This window comes from Opitutus sp. sgz309028 (genome assembly GCF_059821195.1).
This window is the reverse complement of the sequence record NZ_JCAMRR010000003.1, coordinates 36546-59804: the sequence shown is the minus strand read 5'-3', so window position 1 is coordinate 59804 and position 23259 is coordinate 36546. Positions and strand designations below refer to the sequence as shown.

Annotated in this window: 25 protein-coding genes; 15 read left to right on the top strand and 10 right to left on the bottom strand. The window is 66.2% G+C overall.

The features are described from left to right. Positions 1 to 22: 22 nt before the first annotated feature. The 5 genes from AC6RV7_RS12155 to AC6RV7_RS12135 all read right to left on the bottom strand — a co-directional run bounded on the left by AC6RV7_RS12155 (position 23) and on the right by AC6RV7_RS12135 (position 4670). Positions 23 to 1006: a DnaJ C-terminal domain-containing protein gene (locus AC6RV7_RS12155; protein ID WP_500094264.1), complete on the bottom strand. Its 984-nt coding sequence runs from the start codon at positions 1004 to 1006 to the stop codon at positions 23 to 25. Between the two features lie 103 nt (positions 1007 to 1109). Then, positions 1110 to 1574: an Hsp20/alpha crystallin family protein gene (locus tag AC6RV7_RS12150; protein ID WP_500094263.1), complete on the bottom strand. Its 465-nt coding sequence runs from the start codon at positions 1572 to 1574 to the stop codon at positions 1110 to 1112. Between the two features lie 150 nt (positions 1575 to 1724). Continuing rightward, on the bottom strand, positions 1725 to 2369 hold the full coding sequence (locus AC6RV7_RS12145; RefSeq protein ID WP_500094262.1) for a TVP38/TMEM64 family protein: 645 nt from the start codon (positions 2367 to 2369) through the stop codon (positions 1725 to 1727). A gap of 7 nt (positions 2370 to 2376) precedes the next feature. Continuing rightward, complete coding sequence (locus AC6RV7_RS12140) at positions 2377 to 3726, bottom strand: ABC transporter permease (RefSeq protein ID WP_500094261.1); 1350 nt, start codon at positions 3724 to 3726, stop codon at positions 2377 to 2379. Next, positions 3723 to 4670, bottom strand: a complete 948-nt coding sequence (locus AC6RV7_RS12135; protein WP_500094260.1) for an ABC transporter ATP-binding protein — start codon at positions 4668 to 4670, stop codon at positions 3723 to 3725. Before AC6RV7_RS12135 ends, AC6RV7_RS12140 begins: the two co-directional genes overlap by 4 nt. 140 nt (positions 4671 to 4810) lie before the next feature. On the opposite strand from AC6RV7_RS12135, the gene AC6RV7_RS12130 reads away from it, so the two are divergent. From AC6RV7_RS12130 to bshA, 8 genes are all read left to right on the top strand, one after another. Next, positions 4811 to 5269, top strand: a complete 459-nt coding sequence (locus tag AC6RV7_RS12130) for a protease complex subunit PrcB family protein (RefSeq protein WP_500094259.1) — start codon at positions 4811 to 4813, stop codon at positions 5267 to 5269. Between the two features lie 87 nt (positions 5270 to 5356). Further along, complete coding sequence (locus AC6RV7_RS12125; RefSeq protein ID WP_500094258.1) at positions 5357 to 6223, top strand: DUF2911 domain-containing protein; 867 nt, start codon at positions 5357 to 5359, stop codon at positions 6221 to 6223. Continuing rightward, positions 6223 to 8706 carry a PIG-L family deacetylase gene (locus AC6RV7_RS12120; protein ID WP_500094909.1) on the top strand — a complete coding sequence of 828 codons (2484 nt, stop codon included), beginning with the start codon at positions 6223 to 6225 and terminating at the stop codon, positions 8704 to 8706. The genes AC6RV7_RS12125 and AC6RV7_RS12120 overlap by 1 nt, the downstream gene beginning before the upstream one ends. A gap of 61 nt (positions 8707 to 8767) precedes the next feature. Then, entirely contained in the window at positions 8768 to 8914 is a 147-nt protein-coding gene (locus AC6RV7_RS12115; RefSeq protein ID WP_500094257.1) for a hypothetical protein, read from the top strand. After that, entirely contained in the window at positions 8911 to 10596 is a 1686-nt protein-coding gene (locus AC6RV7_RS12110; RefSeq protein ID WP_500094256.1) for a sodium:solute symporter family protein, read from the top strand. Before AC6RV7_RS12115 ends, AC6RV7_RS12110 begins: the two co-directional genes overlap by 4 nt. Beyond that, on the top strand, positions 10593 to 11357 hold the full coding sequence (locus AC6RV7_RS12105) for a hypothetical protein (protein ID WP_500094255.1): 765 nt from the start codon (positions 10593 to 10595) through the stop codon (positions 11355 to 11357). Before AC6RV7_RS12110 ends, AC6RV7_RS12105 begins: the two co-directional genes overlap by 4 nt. Then, positions 11338 to 12066 carry a PIG-L family deacetylase gene (locus tag AC6RV7_RS12100; RefSeq protein ID WP_500094254.1) on the top strand — a complete coding sequence of 243 codons (729 nt, stop codon included), beginning with the start codon at positions 11338 to 11340 and terminating at the stop codon, positions 12064 to 12066. The genes AC6RV7_RS12105 and AC6RV7_RS12100 overlap by 20 nt, the downstream gene beginning before the upstream one ends. Positions 12067 to 12140: 74 nt before the next feature. Next, positions 12141 to 13280 carry an N-acetyl-alpha-D-glucosaminyl L-malate synthase BshA gene (bshA, locus tag AC6RV7_RS12095; protein WP_500094253.1) on the top strand — a complete coding sequence of 380 codons (1140 nt, stop codon included), beginning with the start codon at positions 12141 to 12143 and terminating at the stop codon, positions 13278 to 13280. 7 nt (positions 13281 to 13287) lie between these two features. On the opposite strand, the gene AC6RV7_RS12090 is transcribed toward bshA, so the two are convergent. Further along, positions 13288 to 14631 carry an NAD(P)/FAD-dependent oxidoreductase gene (locus AC6RV7_RS12090; RefSeq protein ID WP_500094252.1) on the bottom strand — a complete coding sequence of 448 codons (1344 nt, stop codon included), beginning with the start codon at positions 14629 to 14631 and terminating at the stop codon, positions 13288 to 13290. A 134-nt stretch (positions 14632 to 14765) separates the two neighbouring features. On the opposite strand from AC6RV7_RS12090, the gene AC6RV7_RS12085 reads away from it, so the two are divergent. Both AC6RV7_RS12085 and hisI read left to right on the top strand, forming a co-directional pair. Beyond that, on the top strand, positions 14766 to 15068 hold the full coding sequence (locus tag AC6RV7_RS12085; RefSeq protein WP_500094251.1) for a gamma-butyrobetaine hydroxylase-like domain-containing protein: 303 nt from the start codon (positions 14766 to 14768) through the stop codon (positions 15066 to 15068). Positions 15069 to 15291: 223 nt separating this feature from the next. Beyond that, positions 15292 to 15747: a phosphoribosyl-AMP cyclohydrolase gene (gene hisI / locus AC6RV7_RS12080; protein ID WP_500094250.1), complete on the top strand. Its 456-nt coding sequence runs from the start codon at positions 15292 to 15294 to the stop codon at positions 15745 to 15747. A 102-nt stretch (positions 15748 to 15849) separates the two neighbouring features. Here hisI and lpxA read toward each other — a convergent pair whose 3' ends face one another. Together lpxA and AC6RV7_RS12070 are read right to left on the bottom strand one after the other, a co-directional pair. Continuing rightward, entirely contained in the window at positions 15850 to 16635 is a 786-nt protein-coding gene (gene lpxA / locus AC6RV7_RS12075; protein WP_500094249.1) for an acyl-ACP--UDP-N-acetylglucosamine O-acyltransferase, read from the bottom strand. Positions 16636 to 16640: 5 nt separating this feature from the next. Beyond that, positions 16641 to 17978, bottom strand: coding sequence for a bifunctional UDP-3-O-[3-hydroxymyristoyl] N-acetylglucosamine deacetylase/3-hydroxyacyl-ACP dehydratase (locus AC6RV7_RS12070; RefSeq protein ID WP_500094248.1), 1338 nt, complete (start codon positions 17976 to 17978; stop codon positions 16641 to 16643). A 166-nt stretch (positions 17979 to 18144) separates the two neighbouring features. Here AC6RV7_RS12070 and efp point away from each other — a divergent pair, with 166 nt between their 5' ends. Further along, a complete protein-coding gene (efp, locus tag AC6RV7_RS12065; protein WP_500094247.1) occupies positions 18145 to 18702 on the top strand; it encodes an elongation factor P in 558 nt (185 codons plus the stop codon). A 69-nt stretch (positions 18703 to 18771) separates the two neighbouring features. On the opposite strand, the gene can is transcribed toward efp, so the two are convergent. Then, positions 18772 to 19416: a carbonate dehydratase gene (gene can, locus AC6RV7_RS12060; protein ID WP_500094246.1), complete on the bottom strand. Its 645-nt coding sequence runs from the start codon at positions 19414 to 19416 to the stop codon at positions 18772 to 18774. 232 nt (positions 19417 to 19648) lie between these two features. Here can and AC6RV7_RS12055 point away from each other — a divergent pair, with 232 nt between their 5' ends. Beyond that, positions 19649 to 20521: a hypothetical protein gene (locus AC6RV7_RS12055; RefSeq protein WP_500094245.1), complete on the top strand. Its 873-nt coding sequence runs from the start codon at positions 19649 to 19651 to the stop codon at positions 20519 to 20521. Here the strand turns inward: AC6RV7_RS12055 and AC6RV7_RS12050 are convergent. Then, positions 20493 to 21734, bottom strand: a complete 1242-nt coding sequence (locus tag AC6RV7_RS12050) for a class I SAM-dependent rRNA methyltransferase (RefSeq protein ID WP_500094244.1) — start codon at positions 21732 to 21734, stop codon at positions 20493 to 20495. The two genes, AC6RV7_RS12055 and AC6RV7_RS12050, sit on opposite strands and share 29 nt — an antisense overlap. A 99-nt stretch (positions 21735 to 21833) precedes the next feature. On the opposite strand from AC6RV7_RS12050, the gene AC6RV7_RS12045 reads away from it, so the two are divergent. From AC6RV7_RS12045 to AC6RV7_RS12035, 3 genes are read left to right on the top strand one after another with little or no spacing between them, the layout of a single operon-like run. Beyond that, positions 21834 to 22265, top strand: a complete 432-nt coding sequence (locus AC6RV7_RS12045) for a DUF6249 domain-containing protein (protein WP_500094243.1) — start codon at positions 21834 to 21836, stop codon at positions 22263 to 22265. Then, complete coding sequence (locus tag AC6RV7_RS12040; RefSeq protein ID WP_500094242.1) at positions 22262 to 22798, top strand: RNA polymerase sigma factor; 537 nt, start codon at positions 22262 to 22264, stop codon at positions 22796 to 22798. The genes AC6RV7_RS12045 and AC6RV7_RS12040 overlap by 4 nt, the downstream gene beginning before the upstream one ends. Further along, positions 22780 to 23184, top strand: a complete 405-nt coding sequence (locus tag AC6RV7_RS12035) for a DUF5056 domain-containing protein (RefSeq protein WP_500094241.1) — start codon at positions 22780 to 22782, stop codon at positions 23182 to 23184. Before AC6RV7_RS12040 ends, AC6RV7_RS12035 begins: the two co-directional genes overlap by 19 nt. Positions 23185 to 23259 lie beyond the last annotated feature (75 nt).

Here is a 23259-nt window from a genome sequence, read left to right as displayed (position 1 = left end):
CGCCGGAATTCCGAAACGGTCCTTAACTACCGCGGGCCTTGAAACGCGAAATGCGAGAGAGCTCGCGCCACAGCTTGCGCTCCTCGTCGCCGACGGGCGTCGGGGTCTGGAGCCTCGTTTCCAAATACAAGTCGCCGCGCCGGCCGCCCGCGTTCGGCAGTCCGTGTCCGCTCACGCGGAAGGTCTGCCCCGCGGCCGTGCCCGGCGGCACCCGCAGCGAGATGCGGCCGTCGAGCGTCGCGACTTCGATCTTCGTTCCCAGCACCGCCTCCCACGGCGCGAGATCGATCGTCTGATACAGGTCGGTGCCTCTCACCTGGAAATCGGGATGCTGCGCGAGGCGGGCGCACAGGAGAAGATCGCCCGCGGGTCCGCCCTGCGCGCCCGGCTGGCCGGCTCCCGCCAGACGGATGATCTGCCCCTCGTGCACGCCGCGCGGCACTTTCACCCGGTAGGTCCGCGTTTGCGTCTCCCCGGTCGCCGGATTCGTCAACCGCACCGACACCTCGCGGACCGCGCCCCTCAACACCTCCTCGAGGGTAACGAGCAGATCGCCCTCCACGTCCGCACCGGCGCGGCGCCGCGGCTCCGCCTCGAAATGGAACGTTTCGGAGGTTCCGCCGGGGCCCTGCCGCGCCCGCCCACCGAAGAACTGTTCGAAGAAATCGCTGAAGCCGGTGCCGTCGAAATGAAACTCGAAATCTTCCGGCGCGCCGGAGCGCGTCCCTCCGTAGCTGCGCGGCGCACCCCATCCGCCGCCTGCAGCGGCCGCCGCTTCTTCCTCGCGCCAGCGCGCGCCCAGTTCGTCGTAGCGCGTGCGCCGGGCCGGATCGCCGAGCACTTCGTAAGCCTCGTTGATCTCCTTGAACTTGTCCTCCGCCGTGCGCGGATCCTTCGCCGTATCCGGATGGTAACGACGCGCCAGCTGCCGGAAGGCCTTCTTGATCTGTTCCGGCGTCGCGTCCCGGGGGACGCCCAGCACCGCATAGTAATCCTTGTAGTCCACGGCTCCGATCGAAAATCACTCCCTCGGGGGACACCGCCGCCGCCGCGATCCGGTGGTTCCGCGCAGCGGCGGCCGGTGTTCCTCCTTTAAGCGCGCCGGTTGGTCAGGCGACTTTCACCTCCACCGGCTTCGCCCTGGCATGCTCGGCTTTCGCGACCGAAACCGTCAGCATGCCGTCTTTGTAGGATGCGTTCACCTTGTCGGGATCCGCGTCGCCCGGCAGCGTGAAGCTCCGCGCGAACGCGCCATACGCGCGCTCGATCCGGTGATAGCGGCGCCCTTTCTCCTCCTTCTCCTGCTTCCGTTCGCCGGTGAGCGTCAGCACGCCGTTTTCGACGCGCACATGCACGTCCTCTTTCTTCACCTCGGGCAACTCGGCTTTGATGACATAGGCTTTGTCGTCCTCGCTGATGTCCACCACCGGGGACCAATCGGACTCGGCGATCGCCTCCTTGCCGCGGCCGCCGCGGCGCGAAACGAACGGACTCGCATCGAACAACGTCGAGAGATGCCGGTGCATGTCTTCCAGCTCCCGGAAGGGATCCCACTGCATGATCTGATTGCTCATAACCACCCTCGTGGTTGCGGGCGGTGCGGGGATCGGCTCAACCCGCCCGCCCTGCGCGAAGCCAAGCCGAATCGACGCACGCCGGCAAACCGCCGGTCGCCGCCGACGGCCAAAGATATTTCAGCCTGTCCTTCCGCACAAGTCCCGCGGTCAACGCGAGGCCGTCCGTCCCGCGACGCCCATCGCCCCGCGCCATCCGAGATACGAGGCCGCCACCGTTGCCAGGAACACGCCGGCGGCCGTCCAGAACGAATCGTCCGCCGCCACCGCGTAAATCGTCGCGATCGCCACATTCGGCACGAGCGTCGCCTGGAAGATCCGCCGCTGCGGCACGCCCAGCCCCGCCGCGATCAGGACGGAGGTTTCCGCCAGCACGGGCACGCTTCGGAGGCAGGCGAGCGTGACCACCGTGTGCCGCTCGAGCGAATCCCGCAGCCGGGCGAGCTCCGCCGCCGGAAAAAAACGCGGCGCCGCCCGGCCCACCGCGGCGCGGCCGAGCCAGCCCGCCACCACCACGCCCAGCACCAGTCCCAGCGATCCGCCGACGATCCCCGCCGCGATGCCGGCTTGCTGCGCGAGAAAAATGATCACCCACGCCGAGGGCACCGGCAGCACCGCGTCCGCGCCCAACAGCAGCACCGCAAACAGCACCAGCCAGCCCGTCCGTCCGCGAAAAGCGTCGAAGAACGGCACAAACACCGACTCGCCCCACACCAGGAACGGCAGGCACACGAGCACGCTGACGAAAAACACCATCAGGCTGAAACGGAGCAGCGTTTTCCAACCGGGGTTCATGCGCGTTTCAAGGTTCCACCCGCCCGGTCAGTCGCGCGACAAATTTGATCGCATACCACCGCACGCGCTCGCGCACGCCCGCGTCCGTCCCCACGCCATGGATACCGACCGCCGAGAGATCGACCACCACCTGGCCGTCCTCCGGATGCAGGGCGATCCAGGTCAGGATCTGCACCAGTTGCCAGCGCGGCATCGAAAGCTCGAGGCGGTCGAACACGATGCCGGGCATCCATCGCTCGACCGGATTTTGCACCAGGTCCGGCAGCGCCGCGAGGCACAGCAGATTCAGCGTTCGCTGCCGCAAATCCGCGACGCGGCCCGCCGGCCAGGTGGCCAGCCGGCTTTCGATCTGCGCCAGCTGGCGGTCCATGTCTTCGCTCGGTTTTTCGTCCGGGCCCGCGATCGGCGCCACCACGCCGTAGTCCGGCGGCAGGTTGGCGAAATCCAGCCGGGCCACGTCGTCGTCGGTCACCGTTTCCCACGGCTGCTGCGCCGGCGCCGCGAGGCGCGCACGATCCGCCTCCACCGCGACCGGCGCCACGTGGCCGCGCCATTCCGCCGCGGCTCCCACGAGCGCCCAACCCGCCAGCGCCGCCGCCAGCCAGGGTTTCCCCCGCACCGCCGCGAAGCGCTGACCCGACTCCCAGCGAAACAGCTTCGCACCCGCGATCGCACCGGCGACGCCGATCACCGCCAGCGCCGCCAGATCGAAAGGCACGCCGCTCCATCCCGGACCCGTCACGCACGCCTGCAGCGCCTCCACCGCGTAGCGTCCCGGGAAAAACGCCGCGACGTGCTGCGCCCAGGGGGGCAGACTCGCGAGCGGCACCGCCACGCCGCCGATGATCAGCATCGGCAGAAAAATGCACTGCCCCAGCGCTTGCACCGCCGGGACGTTGTCCGCGAGCATCGCGATCACGAGTCCGAGGCCGATGAACGCTCCCGCCACGAACGTAAACGCGACCAGCAGGTCCAGCGGATGCGCCGGCAGAGTCATGCCGACCGCGAGCGCGACCCCCAGTTGCAGCAAACCCGCCGTCAGCAGCAGGACGTAGCGGGCCAGGACCGTGCTCAGCACCACGCTCCACGTGCCTGCCGGCAGCAGTCGATAGCGTCGCCAGACCCCGCGTTCGCGCTCGCTCACGAGCGTCGTCGGCAGCCCGAAACACGCGCCGCCCAGCACGCTCACCGTCAACAGCTCGCCCATGTGCTGCAGCAACGGCACGGACTCGTGCCGATACAGGACCCAGAACGCGCCCAGGAAAATCAGCGGAAACAGATAGCCGTAGACCAGCGCCATGCGGTTTCGCCGATGCAGCCGGAGCGACATCGTGAAGTGCTGGAAAAAGCCGCTCACGACACTCCTCCTTCGTTCGTCGTTTCCGCTCCGGCGTCGCGCGCGCGGGTGAGCTTGAGAAACACCTCCTCCAAGGTCGCCTGCCGCACCGTGAGTTCCACCAATCCCGCCCCGGCGTCCGTCACGCACGCCAGCAGCGCCGCCACCGTCTGGGTCGGCTCCGTCGTTTGGAAAACGAGCCGCGTTCCTTCGCCGCCGATCGCCGCAAGGTCCACGCACGCAGACAGGCCTTCTCGCGGCAGCGGCCGCCGCGTCACCAGGTTCACGGTGTGCCGGGCCGCCGCCGCCGCGATGAGTTCGCCGGGAGCGCCGGTCGCGACGACGCGGCCTGCATCCACAATCGCGATACGGTCGCACAGCTGCTCCGCCTCCTCGAGGTAGTGCGTGGCCAGCAGCACGGTGTGCCCGTCCGCCTTCATGCGCCGGATCTCTGCGTGCAGTTCCACCCGCGACGACGGATCGAGCCCCGCCGTCGGCTCATCCAGGACGACCAGCTCCGGCCGGTTCACAAACGCGAGAGCCAGACCGAGACGATGCCGCTGCCCGGCCGACAACGACGCGAACCGCGCGTCCGCCTTTTCGCGCAACGCGAAGCGTTCCAGCAACACGGCCGGCTCGCTCCGTTCTCTATAATACGAGCCGAACAGCCGGAGCGCCTCGCGCGGCGTGATCTGATCCGGCAGCGCCGTGCTCTGCAGCGCCACCCCGATTTTTTCCCGCACCTCCCGCGGCCGGCGCCGCGCGTCGGTGCCGCCGATGAAAAGCTCGCCTGCGTCCGGCTGCCGCAAGCCCACCAGGCACTCGAGCGTCGTGGTCTTGCCGGCGCCATTGGGGCCGAGCAATCCGAACACCTCGCCCGCCGCCACCTCGAAGCTCGCTCCGCGCAACGCCTCCACGCGTCCATAACGCTTGCGAAGATCTTTGACCGTGACGGAAGCGGACATGCGCCGGTTATCCAGCGGATCGGACCGGCGAGCGCAAATCCGGAAGCGCAGCCGCCCGCTTTTCCGTGCATTTCACGCCGGCCGCGGATAAGGTTTCGCGAAACCCCGATCCGCTCCCGCGGTCGCACGCAGCTCGCGTCATGAGACTCCTCTCCCTTGCCTCTCCGCTCGCGTTGGCGTGCCTGCTGTTCGGCGCGTGCCGCACCGACAGCGGCGCGGCGCCCGAGACCGGGCGCGAACTCTGGCAGGGCGCGCACAGCCACGTCCGGCAGGCGGACACGCGCCTCGTCCGGCAACCGGAGGAATGGCTTCGGCTCTGGAGCGACATCGGCCGCGAGGCGCCGCGTCCGCTGGGCGAAAACGAAATCGCCGCCGCCCTCTTTCTCGGCGAACGCCGCACGGGCGGCTACGCGATCGAAATCCTCGGTGTCGACCTCGATGACGGCCACCGGGTCGTCCGCTATCGGGAGAAAGCGCCGCCGCCCGATGCGATCGCGACCCAGGTGCTCACCCATCCGTGGGCGGTGATCGTGCTCTCGCGTGACGGGCCGCCGGTGATCGCCCGCCAAGCCGGATCGCCGCGACGGCCGCGGCATTGACGCCTTGCCTAAAATCCGACGACTCCCGTTTGTGTTTTGGCTTTAGCCGCTTACAAGAGGCTGCACCGTCACCCTTCCACCATGACCATGTCCACCGTTCGATTCCTTGTCCCTGTGCTTCTCTCCTTCGCGTTTGCCGCCGGCTTGCAGGCGCAGGCGACGAACAAGATCGAGTTTCCCGCGCCCAGCCCGACCGCGTCGCTGAAACAGCGCGTCGGTCTCACCGACATCTCGATCGACTACTCCCGGCCGGGCGTGAAAGGCCGCCAGATTTTCGGCGGACTGATTCCCTACGGTGAAGTCTGGCGGACGGGCGCGAACGCCGCCTCGAAGATCAGCTTCAGCACGCCGGTCAAACTTAACGGCACCGAGATTCCTGCCGGCACCTACGAGCTGTTTTCGATTCCGGCCAAGGACAAGTGGACGGTGATCCTCGCGAAAGATTCGTCCGACTGGGGCGCTTACAGCTACGATCCGAAAAACGATGTCGCCCGCATCGCCGCGCAGCCGCGCACCGCGCCGGAGCTCGTGGAAACGTTCACCATCGGTCTCGGCGACCTGCGCGACGAATCCGCCACACTCTATCTGGCGTGGGAGAACACCTACGTGCCGTTGAAACTCGAAGTGGACGTCGCCGCCAAGCTCGTTCCCCAGATCAAAGCGGCGATGGCGTCCGACAGCGCCGAGAAACCGTATTTCCAAGCCGCGCTCTTCTACTTCGAGCACCAGATCGACCTCAACCAGGCCGCCGAATGGATGGACGCGGCAAGCCAGGCGCAACCTCAGGCTTTCTGGGTGTTTTATCACAAGGCGCGACTGCTCGCCGCGCTCGGCCGCAAAGCCGACGCCATCGCCGCCGCGCAGCGCTCGATCGAGATCGCGAAAAAAGCCGGCGGCGCGGTGCAGGAGGAATACATCCGCTTGAACGAAAACCTCATCGCCCGCCTGCGGTGATGCGTCGCTTCTCGCTCGCGGCCGCGCTGGGCATTCTGCTCGTGGCGGCCGCGCTTCCGCCCGTTTCCGCCGCGCCCGCGTCACCGATGACGGCCAGCGACGTGCTGCAGGAACTGCGCAATTTCCGCGAGTTCGGCAGCGTGCTCTACGTCGCCGCGCACCCCGACGACGAAAACAACCGGCTCCTGCCCTATCTCGCCCGCGGCCGCGCCTTGCGCATGGCTTATCTGTCGCTCACGCGCGGCGACGGCGGTCAGAACCTCATCGGTCCCGAGCTGGGCGACCCGCTCGGCGTCATTCGCACCCAGGAACTGCTCGCCGCCCGCCGCATCGACGGCGCACAGCAATTCTTTTCCCGCGCGCGCGATTTCGGATTTTCGAAAGACGCCGCCGACACGCTGCGGCGCTGGCATCGCGACGAAGTCGTGGCCGACATCGTGCGCGTCATCCGCACGTTTCGACCCGACGTGATCGTCACGCGTTTCTCGCCGGTGCCGGGCGGCACGCACGGCCATCACACCGCGTCCGCGATTCTCACCCTTGAAGCCTTCAAGCTCGCCGGCGATCCCAAGGCGTTTCCCGAACAACTCGGCCACCTGCCGCCGTGGCAGCCGAAGCGCGTGCTCTGGAACAGCTGGTCGCCGTCCGGCACCGGCCCGGCCGGCCCGGGTGTCGTTCAACTCGACGCCGGCGGCTACGATCCGCTGCTGGGCGAATCGTTCGGCGAAATCGGCGCGCGCGGACGCTCGATGCACAAGAGTCAGGGCGAAGGCCGGACTGGCACACGCGGTCGCGCCTTCGAGAACTTCACGCTGCTCGCCGGCGAGCCGGCCGGGCACGACATCATGGACGGCGTCGAGCCGACCTGGGCGCGCATCCCCGGCGGCGCCGGCCTCGCGACGCGGTGCGACGAAGTCCTCGCTAACTTCGATCCGCTTCACCCGGAGAAAAGCGTGCCCGCTCTGCTCGCGATCCGTCGCGAGATGAGTGCGCTGCAAGAGCACCCGCTCCTCGCTGACAAACGCGCGCAACTCGATCACCTCCTGCAGGCGTGTCTCGGACTGCACGTCGAGACGACGCTGCCCAACGCGCAAGTCGTGCCCGGCGAAACGCTGCGTCTGCGCCACACCGCGATCGTCCGCACGGGCGTGCCGGTGCGCTGGATCGGCGTGCGTTATCCCGCGCAACACCGCGAACTCGGCGGCGCGTTTCCCGAGCTTCCGCCCGACGCGGCCGCAAGCCGCGAGTCCGCCGTCGAACTGCCGGTGAGCACGCCGCTCACGCAGCCGTATTGGCTTCGTGGAGACGGAACGGAGGGAATGTTCGAAGTGGCCGACGCGGCGCTGATCGGACGCGCCGAAAACCCGCCGGCGTTCCCGGTCGAGTTTGTCTTCGATGTCGGCGGACAGACCCTCGTGGTCCGCGACGAGCCCGTGCAGGTGATCACCGATCCGGTGAACGGCGAGGTGCGCCGGCCGCTCGAAGCGATCGCGCCGATTTCGGTCGCCTGGAGCGACGAGCTCGCGCTGTTCGCGCCGGGCGAAACCAGGACGGTGTCCGTCGAACTCTCCGCCGCGCGCGCCCACACCGCCGGCGAATTGCGGCTGGAAAGTCCTGCCGGCTGGCGGATCGCACCGACGCAGCAGGCGTTTCAGCTCAACGAGGTCGGCGACCGCGCGGTCGCCGCGTTTCAAATCACCGCGCCCGCCGCCACGGGCAGCGCGCGGTTCGTCGCACGAGCGACCATCGGCGATCGCAGCTATGACCGCGGCCGCAGCGAAATTCGCTATCCGCACATTCCGGTGCAGCTACTGCAGCGACCGGCGGTCCTGCACGCGGTCAGTCTCGAAGTCGCTACGCGCGCGCGCGCCATCGGCTATCTCCCCGGCGCCGGCGATCTCGTCGCTGAAAGTCTCGCCCGCCTGGGCTGCACCGTGACGCCGCTCGGATCCGCCGAGGTCGCGGCGGATAGGCTCCAACGCTTCGACGCCATCGTGCTCGGCGTGCGCGCGTTCAACGTTCGCGGCGATCTCGACGCGTTGATGCCGGCGCTTTTCGCCTACGCCGAACGCGGCGGCACGTTGATCGTGCAATACAACACCTCGAACGGCCTCGCGAGCCAGCGCTTCGCGCCCTATCCTCTCGAGCTCTCGCGCGAGCGCATCACGAATGCCGACGCGCCGGTCACGCTGCTCGCGCCCGGTCACGCGGCGTTCACGACGCCTAATCGCATCACCGCCGCCGATTTCACGGGCTGGATGCAGGAACGGGCGCGTTTCGTCCCGAAAAGCTGGGGTGCGCAATTCACGCCGCTGCTCGCCATGAACGATCCCGGCGAGTCTCCGCTGGAGGGCACGCTCCTCGTCGCGAAGCACGGCCGCGGCCACATCGTTTACACGAGCCTCTCCTGGTTCCGCGAATTGCCCGCGGGCGTTCCCGGTGCCTACCGGTTGTTCGCGAATCTGCTCTCGCTTGGAAAATAGCTTCCCCGATTCCGCCACGACGGGCGCATCGTTCCCGCGCCGAGTGCGTCTTGTTTCCAGCATGTCCCAAGTCCCCCCTTCGACCGAAACGGATGATCCGCAAGTGCCCGGCTTGAGGCGGTGGTCGCATGTCTATCTCGTCGTGCTCGCCGGCTTCGTCGCCACCGTCGGTCTGCTGACCTGGTTTACCCGCGCGTTCGCCGCATGAGCTGGATCGACTACGCGGTTCTGCTCGCGACGATGCTGAGCATCGGCGTCTACGGGGTGTGGCGTTCGCGCAGCCCGCGCGACTTCGCGGAGTATTTGCACGGCAACCGCGCCACCGGCTGGGGCACGATCGGTCTGGGCGTCATGGCCACGCAAGCGAGCGCGGTGACGTTCCTGTCCACGCCCGGCCAGGCGTATGAAAACGGACTCGCGTTCGTGCAGAACTACTTCGGGCTGCCGCTCGCGCTGATCATCGTCGCCGCGGTGTTCCTTCCCATCTACCGCCGGCTCAAGGTTCACACGGCCTACGAATACCTCGGCCACCGCTTCGATCGAAAAACACGGCTGCTCGGCGCCGCGCTGTTTCTCCTCCAGCGCGGGCTCGCGTCGGGCATCACGATCTACGCCCCGGCGATCATTCTTTCAACCGTGTTGGGTTGGTCGCAGGACGTGACGATCGTGGCGATCGGCGTGTTCGTCGTCGCCTACACCGCCATCGGCGGCAACGAAGCCGTAAGCGTCACGCAAAAATGGCAGATGGCCGTGATCCTGGGCGGTCTGCTGGTCGCGTTCCTCGTCGTATTGCAGCGCCTGCCGGTGGGCCTCGGCGAGGCGCTCACGATCGCCGGCGGTTTCGGCAAGTTGCAGGCGGTCGATTTCAGCTTCGATCCCGACCGGCGCTACACGCTCTGGACCGGCCTGCTCGGCGGACTGTTTCTCTCGTTGTCGTATTTCGGCACCGACCAGTCGCAGGTGGGCCGTTATCTGGCCGGCAGTTCGCTGCGCGAAAGCCGGCTCGGGTTGATGTTCAACGCCGTATTCAAGATTCCGATGCAGTTCTTCGTCCTGCTGCTCGGGGCCCTGGTGTTCGTTTTCTACCAATTTCAAAGTCCGCCCGTCTTCTTCAACACCGCGACCTGGCAGGCGCATGCGCAAGGCGCGGACGGCGCGCGCTTCCAGACGATCGAGCGCGACTTCGCGCGCGTCGCGGAGCAGAAGCGGCCGCAGCTCGAAGCCTGGCTCGCGGCCGAGCGCAACGGTGACGCCGCCGGGGCGGCCGCCGCGAAATCCGCCGTGCTCGCGACGCACCGCGAAACCGAGCAGGTGCGCCACGAGGCGCGGCAGGCGCTCGCCGCGAGCGATCCCACCGCACCGACGAACGACGCCGATTACGTCTTCATCCGTTTCGTGCTCGATCACATGCCGCACGGCGTGATCGGGCTGTTGATGGCGCTGATCCTCTGCGCGGCGGTTTCGTCGCTGTCGTCCGAGCTCGTCGCGCTAGGGTCGACGACGGCCGTGGATTTTTATCGCGCGGCCTTCCGCCCCGGCGAAACCGACCGCCACTACGTGTCGGCGTCGAAATGGCTGACGACCCTGTGGGGCGCGATCGCGATCGCCTTCGCCCTGTTCGCGAATCTCGTGGAGAACCTGATCCAGGCGATCAACATCCTCGGCTCGATCTTCTACGGGGTCGTGCTCGGACTGTTTCTGGTCGCGTTCTTCCTCAAGCGCATCGGCGGCACCGCGGCGTTCTGGGGCGCCGCCGCCGCGCAGACGCTCGTGTTCGTCCTCTATGCGAGCCTCTCGATCTCCTATCTGTGGTATAACGTGATCGGTTGCGCCGCGTGCGTGTTCTTCGCGTTCGCGCTGCAGTCCGTCCTGCCCGGCAAACGTTCATGAGCGCGCCCGTCATCTGTTTCGGCCAGCAGCCGTGCGGCTTTTTTCCGCGGCGCTTTCTTTACGCGAAGATCGTCACCGCGCGCCGGCTGCAAAAGGAGATCGGCGGCGAGGTCGTGTTTTTCGTGCACGACAGCGACCACGATCCGCGCGAGACGCAGACCATTCTTCGCCACCGCAAGAGCGGGGAGCCGTTCGCGATGAACTTCGCGTTCGAGAACAAGCTGCAGCGCCGGTTTTCCCCGTTGCATCTGAAACGCATTCCAGCCGGCTGGCGCGAGACCACCGCGCGCCAGCTCGGCGCCTATGTGCCGGCACCGTTGATCGAAGCGGTGAAAACCAATCCCGCCACGACCGTTGCCGATTTCTGTCTCGAGATGTATCGCCGCCTGGGCCTGCTCGAGGGCGTGCGTCTGGTGCGCTCCAGCGATCCCGCGGTCCGCACCGCCGCCTGCGACCTTGCCGACTTCTTCGTCGACGTGCCGCACGAGGGTGAGATCGTGCGCGCCCGCTGGAGCGACGGCGCCTTGAAGCTGCACGAGGGCGGCGAACATTTCACCGTGCTGCCCCCGCAAACGTTCTCGAAAGCGCAGATCTCGCCGGCACGCGATACGCGCCTGCGCTGGATGCAGTCCGTGGTTCGCTGCACGCACTATGTTTGCGGCGCGGGGGAACAGGCTTATTTGAACAAAGCCGACGCGCCCGAGATCGTGTTCGTCAACCGCGACCCCATCGATCGTTCCGATGAAGCCTACACCGAGTAAACCCGCGCCGATCCTCGCGTTCGGCGCGCATCCCGACGACATCGAGTTCGGCTGCGGCGGAGTCGTCGCCCGCGAGACGCAGTCCGGCCGGCCGGTGCACTTCGTCGTCTGCTCGCTCGGCGAGGCCGGCTCAAACGGCACGCCCGCGATCCGCCGGAAGGAAGCCCTGCAGGCCGCAGCGCGCCTCGGAGCGACGATCGAGTTTCTCAAGCTCGACGGCGATGCGCACCTCGAGGTGAAAGCCGCACACGCGATCAAGCTCGCGCGGCTGCTCCGCCGGCTGCGCCCGTCCCTCGTGCTCGCGCCCTCGCTGATCGAAAACCAGCACCCCGATCACTGGCGTCTCGGGCGTCTCGTGCGCGACGCGGCGCGACTCGCGCGCTACGGCGGATTGGCAGAACTACGCGCTCTCAACTCTCACGCCATCGCTCACCTGCTCTATTACGCGGTCACGCCCGAAGCCGAGCCGCACGAGCAGCTGCCGCTGATGATCGACGTTTCCGCTCCCGCCGTGCTGGAGGCCTGGACCGCCGCGATGGCCGCGCACCGCTCGCAGCAGAAAACGCGCGACTACGGCGAGCTTCAACTCACGCGTGCCCATCTGAACGGCTTGCGCGCCGGGGTTTCACACGCGATTCCGCTCTGGCCGAACGATTCGCTCCTGCTCGGGTCGCTCGCCTCCCTCACCCAGGCCGCCCGCGTTTTCTGATCGCGGAATAATCGCGAATTTCACGAATCACACGAAAGCCCTTCGTGTCGTTCCCGGTTCCCGTCTTGCGCAACATGTCTCCCGCTCCGCTCAACATCGGCATCACCTGTTATCCGTCCGTCGGCGGCAGCGGGATCCTCGCCTCCGCGTTGGGCGAGGAGCTCGCGCGGCGGGGACACACGGTGCACTTCATCAGTTACGAGCGGCCGTTTCGCATTTCCGCGGATGTCCCGCACATCGCGTTTCACGAGGTCGTCATCAACGGCTACGATCTGTTCAAGTATCCCGACTACACCCTGCCGCTGTCGGTGAAGATGGCCGAGGTGAGCGACACCCACAGCCTCGACATTCTCCACGTTCACTATGCGGTGCCGCACGCGACCGCGGCGATCCTCGCGCTCGAGATGCTGCCGCCGGCAAAGCGGCCGAGTCTCATCACCACGCTGCATGGCACCGACACGACGCTGCTCGGCGCCGATCCCGGCTACGGGCCCGCCGTGCGCCACGCCCTGGGTCGCTCCGACGCGGTGACGGCCGTTTCCCGCTATCTCGAACAGGAAACGCATCGCGTGCTCGGCCCCGGCTGCCCGATCGAGGTGATCCATAATTTCTTTTCGCCCCGGCCGGTCACGCGTTCGCCCGACGCCATCCGGCGCGAGCTCGGTCTGCAGGACGAGGCGATCATCCTGCACCTTTCGAATCTGCGGCCGGTGAAACGCATCGACCGGCTGCTCGAGACGATCGCGCGCGTGCAAAGCCCCCGCCCGTTCAAGCTGCTCGTGCTCGCGGGAGGCGACTTTTCCCGCTTCGACGCCGACGTCCGCCGGCTCGGCCTCGCCGACAAGATCCTCGTCCGGCAAAACGTGTTCGAGATCGAGGACTACCTGAACGCCGCGGACCTCGCGCTGTTCACGTCGGACTCGGAAAGCTTTTGTCTCAGCATTCTCGAGGCGATGGCGTTCGGCTGCCCGAGCGTCAGCACCGCGGTGGGCGGCATCCCCGAGGTGATCGATCACGAGGAAAACGGCCTGCTCGTGCGGTCGGCGCAGCCCGACGATCTCGCGCGGTCGGTGGAGCGCCTGCTCGCCGACGATCCGCTGCGCGTCCGGCTCGGCGCCGCAGCGCGGGAAAAGGCGCGCACCGCGTTCTCCGCCGACACGATCGTGTCGCGTTACGAGAATTTCTACCGGGTCGTCCGCGCGCGCCGCGGCTGAGGCCGCATCAGGCCGATCCCGCCGGCGGCCCGCCGAACGCGCCGGTGATGATCCGCGCACCGCGTTTGTAGGTAAGATACGAATACACCCAGGTGATGAACACCGAGAGCCGGTTCCGGAAGCCGACCAGGAACACGAGGTGCACGAACAGCCAGGCGATCCACGCGGGATAACCGCTGAAGTGCCAGCGGCCCATCTGCGCCACAGCCTTGGAGCGGCCGATCGTCGCCATCGTCCCCTTGTCCCAGTAGGCGAACGCCTCGCGTTGCGGCGTGCCCATGCCTTTGGCCGGCGAACGCCGGCCCGCGCGCAACTCCTGCGCGATGAGCTTCGCCGTATGCTCACCCATCTGGATCGCCGCCGGCGACACGCCCGGCACCAAGGTGCCGTTGCGGTCGACCAGCGTGGCCATGTCGCCGAGCGCGAACACCTCCGGCCGGCCCGGCACACTGAGGTCGGGCTCGATCTTCACGCGTCCGGCGCGGTCGAGCTCCACGCCGAGCTGTCGCGTGAGCGGCGAAGCCGACACGCCCGCGCCCCAGATGATGTTGGCCGCCCGCACGATTTCGCCGTCGCTCAACTCCACCTCGCCCTCGCGGATCGCCTGCACCCGCACGCCTTTCCGGACGTCGACGCCCAGTCGACGCAGCTGCCGCTCCGCGCTCTCCGACAAATCCTTCGGAAACGTGCCCAACACCCGGTCGCCGCCTTCCACGAGAATGATCCGCGAGCGCCGCGGATCGATCCGGTCGAAGTCCCGCACGAGCACCGTGCGCGCGAGCTCGGCGAACGTGCCCGCCAACTCCACGCCGGTCGGCCCACCGCCGACGACCAGGATCGTCATCAGTTCGAGTCGCTTCTGCTCGTCTCGCTCCATCTCCGCGCGCTCGAAGGCGAGCAGGATCTTGCGACGGATCAGCAAGGCGTCGTCGAGCGATTTCAAGCCCGGCGCAAACGCCGCCCAGTCGTCGCGCCCGAAGTAGCTCGTCACTCCCCCCACGGCCAGAACCAGGTAGTCGTATTTCAATTCGCGGTCCTCGAGTCCGGCGGCCTCGTTACGGACGCGCACGATTTTTGCATCCAGGTCGAGTCCGCTGACCTCCGCCATCATCACTTCAAGCCGCGACTGGCGGCGCAGGATCGAACGGATCGGTTGCGCGATATCCACGGCGGACAAGCCGGCCGTGGCGACCTGATACAGCAGCGGCTGGAAAAGGTGGTGATTCTGCCGATCGATCATCGTGATCCGCGCCAGCCCCGGAGGGAATTTCCGGCAGAAGGTCAGTCCGGCGAAACCGGCTCCAACCACGACGATGTGAGGCAGCGAAGTCTGATCGTCAGCGCGCTTCATAGGTGTAACTGACAAGCGAAAGCCATCTTCGCAACGGCCCCGCCCACATAGTCGGTCCCCGAAACCGCGCCGGTAGACAACCTGATAGGTCATCCGGAGGTTGAAATCCGCGCGCGTTTGCCCACTCCTCCGGCATGCACCAGCCCGTGGACATTCAAATGATCGGCGACGAAATCGCGATTCGCTGGGAGGATGGCGCCGAGACGTATTTCACTTCCGAGCAGTTGCGCGCCGCGTCCCCCAGCGCGGAGACGCAGGGCGAGCGCGACATCTTCGGGCAGCAATACGGCGGACACGGTCCGCGCGCGTTCCCCGGCGTGCGCGTCACCGGTTGGGAGCGCGTGGGCAACTACGCGATCCGCTTCGACTTCAGCGACGGTCACCGCACCGGCCTCTACAGCTACGATTACTTGCGGAAGCTGGCGAATCCGACCTGAGAGTCGGCCGCCATGGTTTGTGCGTCTGCGCGGCTAGGCTGTAAGGCGGAGTCTCCCGCCCCCGCGGGGCGCGCGGAATGCGGCAATCAACCGGCGGGGTCAGGAGCCCCCCCCTTTGCAGACAGCCCGAACGGGCACCCCACGCCGACGTGCCGGCTTGCACGCAGCGGACCGAACTGTGACGCTGGTGCGCCTGCCTTCAGGCACAACCCATCGAACATCCATGAGCACCTACGTCTTCCCCGCGCGCACCACCACCGCCGAGATCGAACTGGGCACGACCCTGCAGCCCAAGTTCGGCCCCGACGGTCTGATTCCCTGCATCACGCAGGATGTGCATTCGGGCGAGGTGCTGATGTTCGCCTTCATGAATGCGGAATCGCTCGCGCACACCTTGCGTTCGAAAAAGGCCACCTATTGGAGCCGCTCCCGCAACAAGCTTTGGATCAAGGGCGAGGAGTCGGGCAACGTGCAGCTCGTGCGCGAGCTGCGGACCGACTGCGATCAGGACGTGCTGTTGATCAAGGTCGAGCAGACCGGCGCGGCCAACGCCTCCTGCCACAACGGCTACAAGTCCTGTTTCTATCGCCGGCTCGCCGATCTCGACGATCCGTCGCTCAAGCTCCAGTTCACCGCCGAACGGCTTTTCGATCCGGCGACGGTTTACAAAAAGAAGTGACGAGCCAGTTGCCCACGGAACCCGCGAACGACACCGAAGGAGCCGTTTTTCGTTTCCGTGTCGCTCGTGGGTTTCGCGGGCTTTCCCTTCAGCGGGTAAACGTCAGACGCCGGGCGCCAGTCCGCGCTCGCTCGCTTTCGCGAACGTGATCAGCCGCTGAAACTCCGCCGTCGCCGCGTGCTCGTGCGCGCCGAGCCGCTCCATCGCCTGTGTGCGGTTCAAGCCGTCGCGATACAGGATCCGGAAAACCTGCTTCACGCGATCGATCTGTTCGGGCGTGAAGCCGCTGCGCTCGAGACCGATTTTGTTGAAGGTCCGCACCGTCGCCGGCGCGCCGTCGGCGATGAAATACGGCGGCAAATCGTGGACCAGTTTCGAGCACGCCGAGAGCATCGCGTGGGTGCCGAGCCGGCAGAACTGATGCACGCCGCCATAGGCGCCGATCAGCACGTGATCCTCGACGATCACGTGACCCGCGAGCCCGGCGTAGTTGCTCATGATCACGCGATTTCCCACGACGCAGTCGTGCGCGATGTGGCAATACGCCAGAATCGTGTTGTCCGAACCGACCGTCGTGAACTGTCCGTCGAAGGTCGCCGCGTGCACGCTCGAGAACTCGCGAAACACATTGCGGTCGCCGATGCGCACACCGGGATTGCCGCCCTTGTATTTCAGGTCCTGCGTTTTTCCGCCGATGCACGCATACGGAAAGATCTCGCAGCGCTCGCCGAGCACGGTGTTGCCCTCGACCGTCGCGTGATGATGCAGCCGCGTGCCGGCGCCGAGGGTCACGCCTGCCCCGACGAACGCGTAGGCGCCGATCTCGACGTCCGCGGCGAGTTGCGCGCCAGGCTCGACGATGGCGGTGGGATGGATGAGGCCGGACATGGCGCTCAGGCTTGGTCGCCGTTTTCCACGACCGCAAACATCAGTTCGGCCGAGGAGACGACGTTGCCGCCGACGGTGCAGGTCGCCTCGGCGACCGCGAGCTTGTTGCCGCGCACCTTGACGAGCTTGCAGTTGATCACGAGCTGATCGCCGGGCCGGACCGGCCGGCGGAATTTCACCTTGTCGACGCTCATCAGAAACGGCGTGCGCCCCTCGCCCGTCGCCATGCGCAGGAGCAGGATGCCCGACGCCTGCGCCATCGACTCGATCTGCAGCACGCCCGGCATCACCGGATCGCCCGGATAATGGCCCTGAAAAAACGGCTCGTTGATCGTGACGTTCTTGATGGCGACGAGCTCCTCCGTGCCGATGAACTCGATCACGCGATCAACCAAAAGAAACGGATACCGGTGCGGCATCATGTCGAGGATCCGCTTGATCTCGAGCGAGGTCTCGCCGGGCTGCAGCGCCTTCGGCGCCGGCGCGGCCTTCTTCTTCGCGCCGCCTTTTCTGCGTTCCTGCAATTTCTCGAAAAGCGCTTTCGTGAGATCGGCGTTGATCGCGTGACCGGGCCGCGTGGCGACGATGTGCGCCTTCAACGGCAGGCCGAGGAGCATGACGTCACCGATGATATCCAGAATCTTGTGACGGACGAACTCGTCTTTGAAGCGCAGCGGCTCCTTCGAGATGATCTTGTCGCCACGGATCACGACCGCGCAGTCGAGCGAGCCGCCCTTGATCTTGCCGAGCTTCAGCAGCTCCTCGATGTCCTCGTAAATCGTGAAGGTCCGCGCCGCCGCGATCTGGGTCATGTAGACCTCGGGATCGATCGTGAGCGAAAGGTGCTGCGTGTGGATGCCGCGGTCGTCGGCCGACGTGCACGAAATTTTCAGCGTGTCGCTCGGCAGCGCGATGATCGACGAGTTGCCGCGCGTGACGGACACGGGCGCCTCGAGTTCGAAATATTCGCGTTCCTTGTCCTGCTCCACCGGCTCGCCCTGCAGGATCATGTTCACGAACGGCCGCGACGAACCGTCCATGATCGGCGGCTCCGAGGCGTTCATTTCGATGAGGATATTGTCGATGCCGCAGCCGTGCAACGCGCTCAGCACGTGTTCCACCGTGTGGATCTTCGCGTGCCCCTCCTGAATCGTTGTGGCGCGGACCAGATCCGTCACCTGATCGACGCGCGGACGCAGCGTCGGAGCGCCGCTCAGGTCGGTGCGCTGGAAGACGATGCCGTGGTCCGCCGGCGCGGGTTTCATCGTCAAAGTGACGGCCTCGCCGGTGTGCAGCGCGTTGCCCTGGATGGTGACTTCGCGCGCGAGAGTGCGTTGCTTCATGAGTGAATCAGTGTCGGAAAGCCCCGCGCAGCAGCGCAAGCGCGGATGTGGCAGTCCGCTGGCAAGACCGCGGTGTCAGGCTCAATCCGGACCGTCCTGCCCGCGGCCTTGACACCCGCAAAGCGGTTTCCTCACTCTCGACCCTTCCTCCCAACAGAACACCCGTATGCCCGCAGCCAACGACATCCGCAAAGGCCAAGTGATTAAATACAATGGCGAGCCGCACCTCGTCATGGAGACGCAGCACCGCACCCCGGGCAACCTCCGCGCGTTCGTCCAGATCAAGATGCGCAATCTCCGCTACGGCAAGGCGCTCGACCAGCGCTTCGCCTCGACGGACACCATCGAGGTGATGCCGACCGAGAAGAAGACACTCGAGTTCAGCTACGCGGACCGCGACACGTATGCGTTCATGGATCCGGACACCTTCGAGCAGATCGAGCTCACCGCCCAAACGCTGGGCGAGACGGTGAGCTATCTCACTCCGGGCGGCAAAGTGGACGTCCTCTTCGTCGACGAGCGCCCGCTCTCGATCGATCTGCCCTCGACGGTGGCGTTGAAGGTGGTGGAGTCCGCCGACGGCGTGAAGGGCGACACGGCGAGCAACGTGCAGAAGCCCGCCAAGCTCGAAACCGGTCTCGTCGTGCAGGTCCCGCTCTTCATCAAGGAAGGCGAGATCATCAAGATCAGCACGGCCGACGCGAGCTACCTCGGCCGCGTCTGAGCGTCCGCCGGTCCACCGGCAGAAAGCGTTTTTCAAAACCAAGCCCGCGATTCGCCGCGGGCTTTTGCTTTACTGCAGCGCGGCGACCGCCCGCTCGTAGGCGATGGTCGCCCGTTCCGAGCTGGCCGCTGTGCAGTTCAAATCCCGCAGCAAGCCATCGCGGATCCCGTAGATCCAGCCGTGCACTGCGAGCGACTGCCCGCGCGCCCACGCGTCCTGCACGATAGTGGTGTGGCAGACGTTCAGGACCTGCTCGACAACGTTGAGCTCGCCGAGACGGTCGACGCGCACGTTGTCGTTCGGGAGCGCGCAGAGGCAGCGCTCGTGCTTCTGTTTCACATCCTCCACGTGCCGCAGCCAGTTGTCCGCGAGCCCGACCCGCTGGCACTTAAGCGCCGCCTGCACGCCACCGCAGCCGTAGTGGCCGACGACCATGATGTGTTTCACTTTCAGCACATCGACGGCGAACTGGATCACGCTCAGGCAATTCAGATCCGAATGCAGGACGACGTTCGCGATGTTGCGATGAACGAACACCTCGCCCGGCAACAGGCCGATGATTTCGTTGGCCGGCACGCGGCTGTCGGAACAACCGATCCAAAGATACTCCGGCGTCTGCTGGCGGGAGAGCTTCTGAAAAAATTCCGGGTCTCTCTGCTTGATCGATTCGGCCCAGGCGACGTTCTGCGCAAACAAGTGACTCAGGTATTCCATGTGTGTGTCCGATTATGCTCCGGTCCGTCGAGGCCTTGTCCATCACGAACGATCGGCCACTGCGGCGTCACCCGCGCGGAAAACCCTCCTCCGCTCCGCATAATCCGGCGTCGCCACGCTCTTTTCCCACGTCGCCGAGCCTGAGCCGACGCCCTGAGGGGAGGCTGCGCTTTTCCCGGAACGGGTGGGATTTCCTCGGTCCCGCTCCCTTTTGCAATAACATGGCGCGGTTATGAGCGACATGTTGCTCTTCGTTCATCGCGGCGAGAGCTGGTATCTCTACTACGCCATCAAGCAAGCCCGTGCCTGGCACCCGAAGGCACGCATCGTGATGATCACCGATCGTCCGCAGCCGGCCCTGCGGCGATATGCAGAAATTCATCCGATCTCCAGTTATTGGAGCACCGCCCAGGCTTTTGAAGGCGTCTACGAACACTTCAGCTGCAATGAACCGAAGTTCGAAAGGTTCTGTTTCCAGCGCTGGTTCGTGATCGACCAGTTTCTGAGGCGACACCGGCCCGAGCGCGCCATCCACCTGGACTCCGACGTCCTGGTTTACGACAACCTGTTTCGGGACTTCCAGCGGCCGGGGAACTGGGATCTCGGAATCGTGGGCTATCAGGGCGTATTCTCGATGCTGATACCGAAACCGGAAATCGTCGGCGCCTTCTGCGAACGGATCACGCATCTCTTCACCACGGAAAAGGCCTCGCTCGCGCAGCTCTATCGGGAATGGACCGACAAAACCGCCGAGACGGCAATGTCCGACATGCACGCGCTGCATACGTTCGTGGAGGCCAACTCGCTGTCCACGCTCGACCTCGGCGCCTGTCACGAGGGGGCGGTCTACGACAACGTCCTCCGCTCCAGCGACGGTTTCCGGATGCGCGATGGCTACAAACAGCTTTTCTGGAGCGACCGGCAGCCCTACGCCGAGCGGTCCGACACCGGGGAAAGGGTGCGCCTCAAAACCATCCATTTCCAGGGACCGGCGAAGTGCAAGATGGTGAGCGCCTTCACCGCGCGGGACGCCGGATATTTCCGCGACCGGCTGCTCGAGAAGCTCGCGCGGCGGCTCAGACCACGCGCGCCCAAAGCACCTTGAGGTAACGGCTGTCCAAGCAGTTCGAATACACGGGATGATCCGCCCCCGGGCCTGTGCGCTCGAAAAACTGCAGCCGGCGGTTCTGCCGGTGCGCGGCCTTGATCACGTGCGCCTCGAAATCCTCGAGCGACAGCAGCCCGGAGCACGAGCACGTCACAAAGATCCCGCCGGGTTTCACCAGCGAGATCGCGAGAAGGTTCAGGTCCTCGTATTTCTGCCGGCCCTCCCAGTTCCCGCCCTCGTCGCGCGTGAAGATGAACTTCGGCGGATCGAGCATCACGACGTCCCATTTTTCCCCGTTCTGCTGCATCTGGCGCGCGTAGGCAAAGGCGTCGGCGTGTACGAACTTCAACCGGGCCTGGTTGAGGTTGGCGTTGCGCTTGGCCTGCGCAATCGCGGCCTCGTCGAGGTCGACGCTCGTCACGTCCGCGGCGCCACCGGCGATCTTGGCGTTGAGCGAAAATCCGCCGGTGTAGCAGCAGAGGTCGAGCACGCGCGCGTCTTTTGTGAACCGCGCAAACGCCCGCCGGTTTTCGCGCTGGTCGCAAAAGAAACCGGTCTTGTGGCCCTCGGCAAAGTCGACCTCGTAGCGAATGCTGTGCTCGCGAATCTTCACGAGCCTCGGCGCCGCGGCGTTCGTTTCCTTGAAGGTCGACGGCTTGATGCCTTCGAGGCTGCCGAGATCATGGTCGACCTGCACGCGCGCGAACTTCGTGCCCGCGAGTTCGTGCAGCAACCGCAGCCACTGCGGCAGGCGTTGCGCGATGCCGAGCGAGTAAACTTCGCAGAGCAACGTGTCGCCATAGCGATCGATCGTCAGCCCGCTCAAGCCGTCGCCATCGGAGTTGATCAAGCGATACGCGTCGGTCGTCTCGTCCAGCTTGAACAGCGTGCGCCGCAACTCCACCGCGCGCCGGATCGCGGTTTCGAAATAGGTTTCGTTCACCGGCTCCGTCGAATGCGCGACGACGCGCAGCGGGATCTTCGCCCGCGGATTGTAGAGCCCGCCACCAGTCAGATTCCCGTTCTTGTCGTAGACGTTGACGAAATCGCCCGGCCGCGCGTCCGACGAAACCTGTCCGAGCAGGCGCGGAAAAATCGCCGGTTGGAACGTGAAATACTTCAGCTGCGCCCAAGGCTTCGGCCACGTCGAGCGGTCGATCGGCGCGAGCGGCGCCTTGCTGGGTTTCTCCGTGGACGGCACGTCAGGCATCGGGCTAATTGGGCGCAGCCCCGCCCCCCGCGCAATTTTTTTAGCGCCGCTGAATCCAAACGCCCGCGCCGCGACACTCACCGACGAACTCCTTCCGCCATGAACTGCCTCTTCTTCGCCACCCTCTCCGGTCTGCACGTCGGCCTGATCTTCGGTCTCGCCGGCCTGGCTTTCGTCGCGCTCTTCGGTGCGCTCGGCATGTATTTTCACCACCGCCGCCAGGAACTCTGGCACGAGACCGCGCGGATCGCCCTCGAGAAAGGCCAGCCGCTCCCCGCGCTGCCCGACGATCCCGGACCGAATGCCGGCGACCGCAAGGATTCCGAGGACAGCGATTTTCGCAGCGGCCTCATTCTCCTCGCCGTCGGAGCGTCACTCTACGTCTTCCTCGGCGCACTCGTCGGCCCCAGTCTCGCCTATGTCGGCCTCGTCCCCGGCTTCATCGGCGTGGCTCTACTGATCTTCGCCCTGATTCGCACCCTTGCGGCCCGCAAACAATCGCGCGACGCGGACCGGCCGCCGCACGCGTGACCTCGGATGCGCAGTTGATCGCGCGATCCCTGCTCGACGACGATCGCATGGCCTTCGGCGAACTGGTGCAGCGTCATCAGTCCGCCGTCCGGCAGTTCCTGCGTCATCTCACGCGCGGCGACGCCGCGCTCGCCGACGACCTCGCGCAGGAAACGTTTCTGCAGGCGCACCGTTCGCTCGCCCGCTTTCACGGGCAGGCGCAATTCTCCACCTGGCTCCTGGGCATCGCCCACAACCACTGGCGCAATCACCGCCGGCGGCAGCGCGACACCGTGGAATTCACCGAACACACCGCCGGCGCGAGCCAGGCATCGACGGACCGTCTCGTTGACCTGCGGACGGACCTCGCCGCGGCGCTCGCCGGACTTTCCGCCGACGAACAGCTCGCGATTCATCTCGGTTATCAGCGCGGTCTCGCGCACAGCGAAATCGCCGTGCTGCTCGAATGGCCACTTGGCACGGTCAAGACTCACCTGGCCCGCGCGAAGGACAAACTCCGTCAACATCTCTCCGCATGGAACCCGCAAACCTGAACGCCTCGCCCTCCCGCGATCCTGAAGACGCGCGCCTCGAGCAGTTTCTCCGGCAACCGCTCGCGCCGTTGCCGGACGACGGTTTCACGGCCCGCGTGCTCGCCACGTTGCCGCCGCCGCCTTCCCGCACGCGCGCCAGAGTATGCCTCGCCGCCGCCAGCGTCGGTGTTTCACTCGCCTTGGTGCGCATCGCCGCCCACGGCGGTTGGGCGGCGTTTCCGGACGCGATCGACGACCGGTGGGCGGCGCTGCAAAACGCGTGGGCCGCGTCGCTCGCGCCCTTGCCTCCCGGCGATCTGGCGATCGCCGCGGTGGTCACCGCAGTCTCGCTGGGCTACGCCTTTCGCGGAAGGCTTCGCCAGAGGTGGACGGCCTGTTTCGGCTGAGCGCGAGAGCAGCGCGACGCGACCGGTTCGCGCCAAAAACAAGGCCGACCGGAGAACCGGTCGGCCTGAGAGTGC

Bases quoted from the DNA above. Each gene is read 5' to 3' on its own strand.
- AC6RV7_RS12150 (WP_500094263.1), bottom strand. From the start codon at position 1,574: ATGAGCAATCAGATCATGCAGTGGGATCCCTTCCGGGAGCTGGAAGAC.
- AC6RV7_RS12145 (WP_500094262.1), bottom strand. From the start codon at position 2,369: ATGAACCCCGGTTGGAAAACGCTGCTCCGTTTCAGCCTGATGGTGTTT.
- AC6RV7_RS12135 (WP_500094260.1), bottom strand. From the start codon at position 4,670: ATGTCCGCTTCCGTCACGGTCAAAGATCTTCGCAAGCGTTATGGACGC.
- AC6RV7_RS12130 (WP_500094259.1), top strand. From the start codon at position 4,811: ATGAGACTCCTCTCCCTTGCCTCTCCGCTCGCGTTGGCGTGCCTGCTG.
- AC6RV7_RS12125 (WP_500094258.1), top strand. From the start codon at position 5,357: ATGTCCACCGTTCGATTCCTTGTCCCTGTGCTTCTCTCCTTCGCGTTT.
- AC6RV7_RS12120 (WP_500094909.1), top strand. From the start codon at position 6,223: ATGCGTCGCTTCTCGCTCGCGGCCGCGCTGGGCATTCTGCTCGTGGCG.
- AC6RV7_RS12115 (WP_500094257.1), top strand. From the start codon at position 8,768: ATGTCCCAAGTCCCCCCTTCGACCGAAACGGATGATCCGCAAGTGCCC.
- AC6RV7_RS12110 (WP_500094256.1), top strand. From the start codon at position 8,911: ATGAGCTGGATCGACTACGCGGTTCTGCTCGCGACGATGCTGAGCATC.
- AC6RV7_RS12105 (WP_500094255.1), top strand. From the start codon at position 10,593: ATGAGCGCGCCCGTCATCTGTTTCGGCCAGCAGCCGTGCGGCTTTTTT.
- AC6RV7_RS12100 (WP_500094254.1), top strand. From the start codon at position 11,338: ATGAAGCCTACACCGAGTAAACCCGCGCCGATCCTCGCGTTCGGCGCG.
- bshA (WP_500094253.1), top strand. From the start codon at position 12,141: ATGTCTCCCGCTCCGCTCAACATCGGCATCACCTGTTATCCGTCCGTC.
- AC6RV7_RS12090 (WP_500094252.1), bottom strand. From the start codon at position 14,631: ATGAAGCGCGCTGACGATCAGACTTCGCTGCCTCACATCGTCGTGGTT.
- AC6RV7_RS12085 (WP_500094251.1), top strand. From the start codon at position 14,766: ATGCACCAGCCCGTGGACATTCAAATGATCGGCGACGAAATCGCGATT.
- hisI (WP_500094250.1), top strand. From the start codon at position 15,292: ATGAGCACCTACGTCTTCCCCGCGCGCACCACCACCGCCGAGATCGAA.
- lpxA (WP_500094249.1), bottom strand. From the start codon at position 16,635: ATGTCCGGCCTCATCCATCCCACCGCCATCGTCGAGCCTGGCGCGCAA.
- AC6RV7_RS12070 (WP_500094248.1), bottom strand. From the start codon at position 17,978: ATGAAGCAACGCACTCTCGCGCGCGAAGTCACCATCCAGGGCAACGCG.
- efp (WP_500094247.1), top strand. From the start codon at position 18,145: ATGCCCGCAGCCAACGACATCCGCAAAGGCCAAGTGATTAAATACAAT.
- can (WP_500094246.1), bottom strand. From the start codon at position 19,416: ATGGAATACCTGAGTCACTTGTTTGCGCAGAACGTCGCCTGGGCCGAA.
- AC6RV7_RS12055 (WP_500094245.1), top strand. From the start codon at position 19,649: ATGAGCGACATGTTGCTCTTCGTTCATCGCGGCGAGAGCTGGTATCTC.
- AC6RV7_RS12050 (WP_500094244.1), bottom strand. From the start codon at position 21,734: ATGCCTGACGTGCCGTCCACGGAGAAACCCAGCAAGGCGCCGCTCGCG.
- AC6RV7_RS12045 (WP_500094243.1), top strand. From the start codon at position 21,834: ATGAACTGCCTCTTCTTCGCCACCCTCTCCGGTCTGCACGTCGGCCTG.
- AC6RV7_RS12035 (WP_500094241.1), top strand. From the start codon at position 22,780: ATGGAACCCGCAAACCTGAACGCCTCGCCCTCCCGCGATCCTGAAGAC.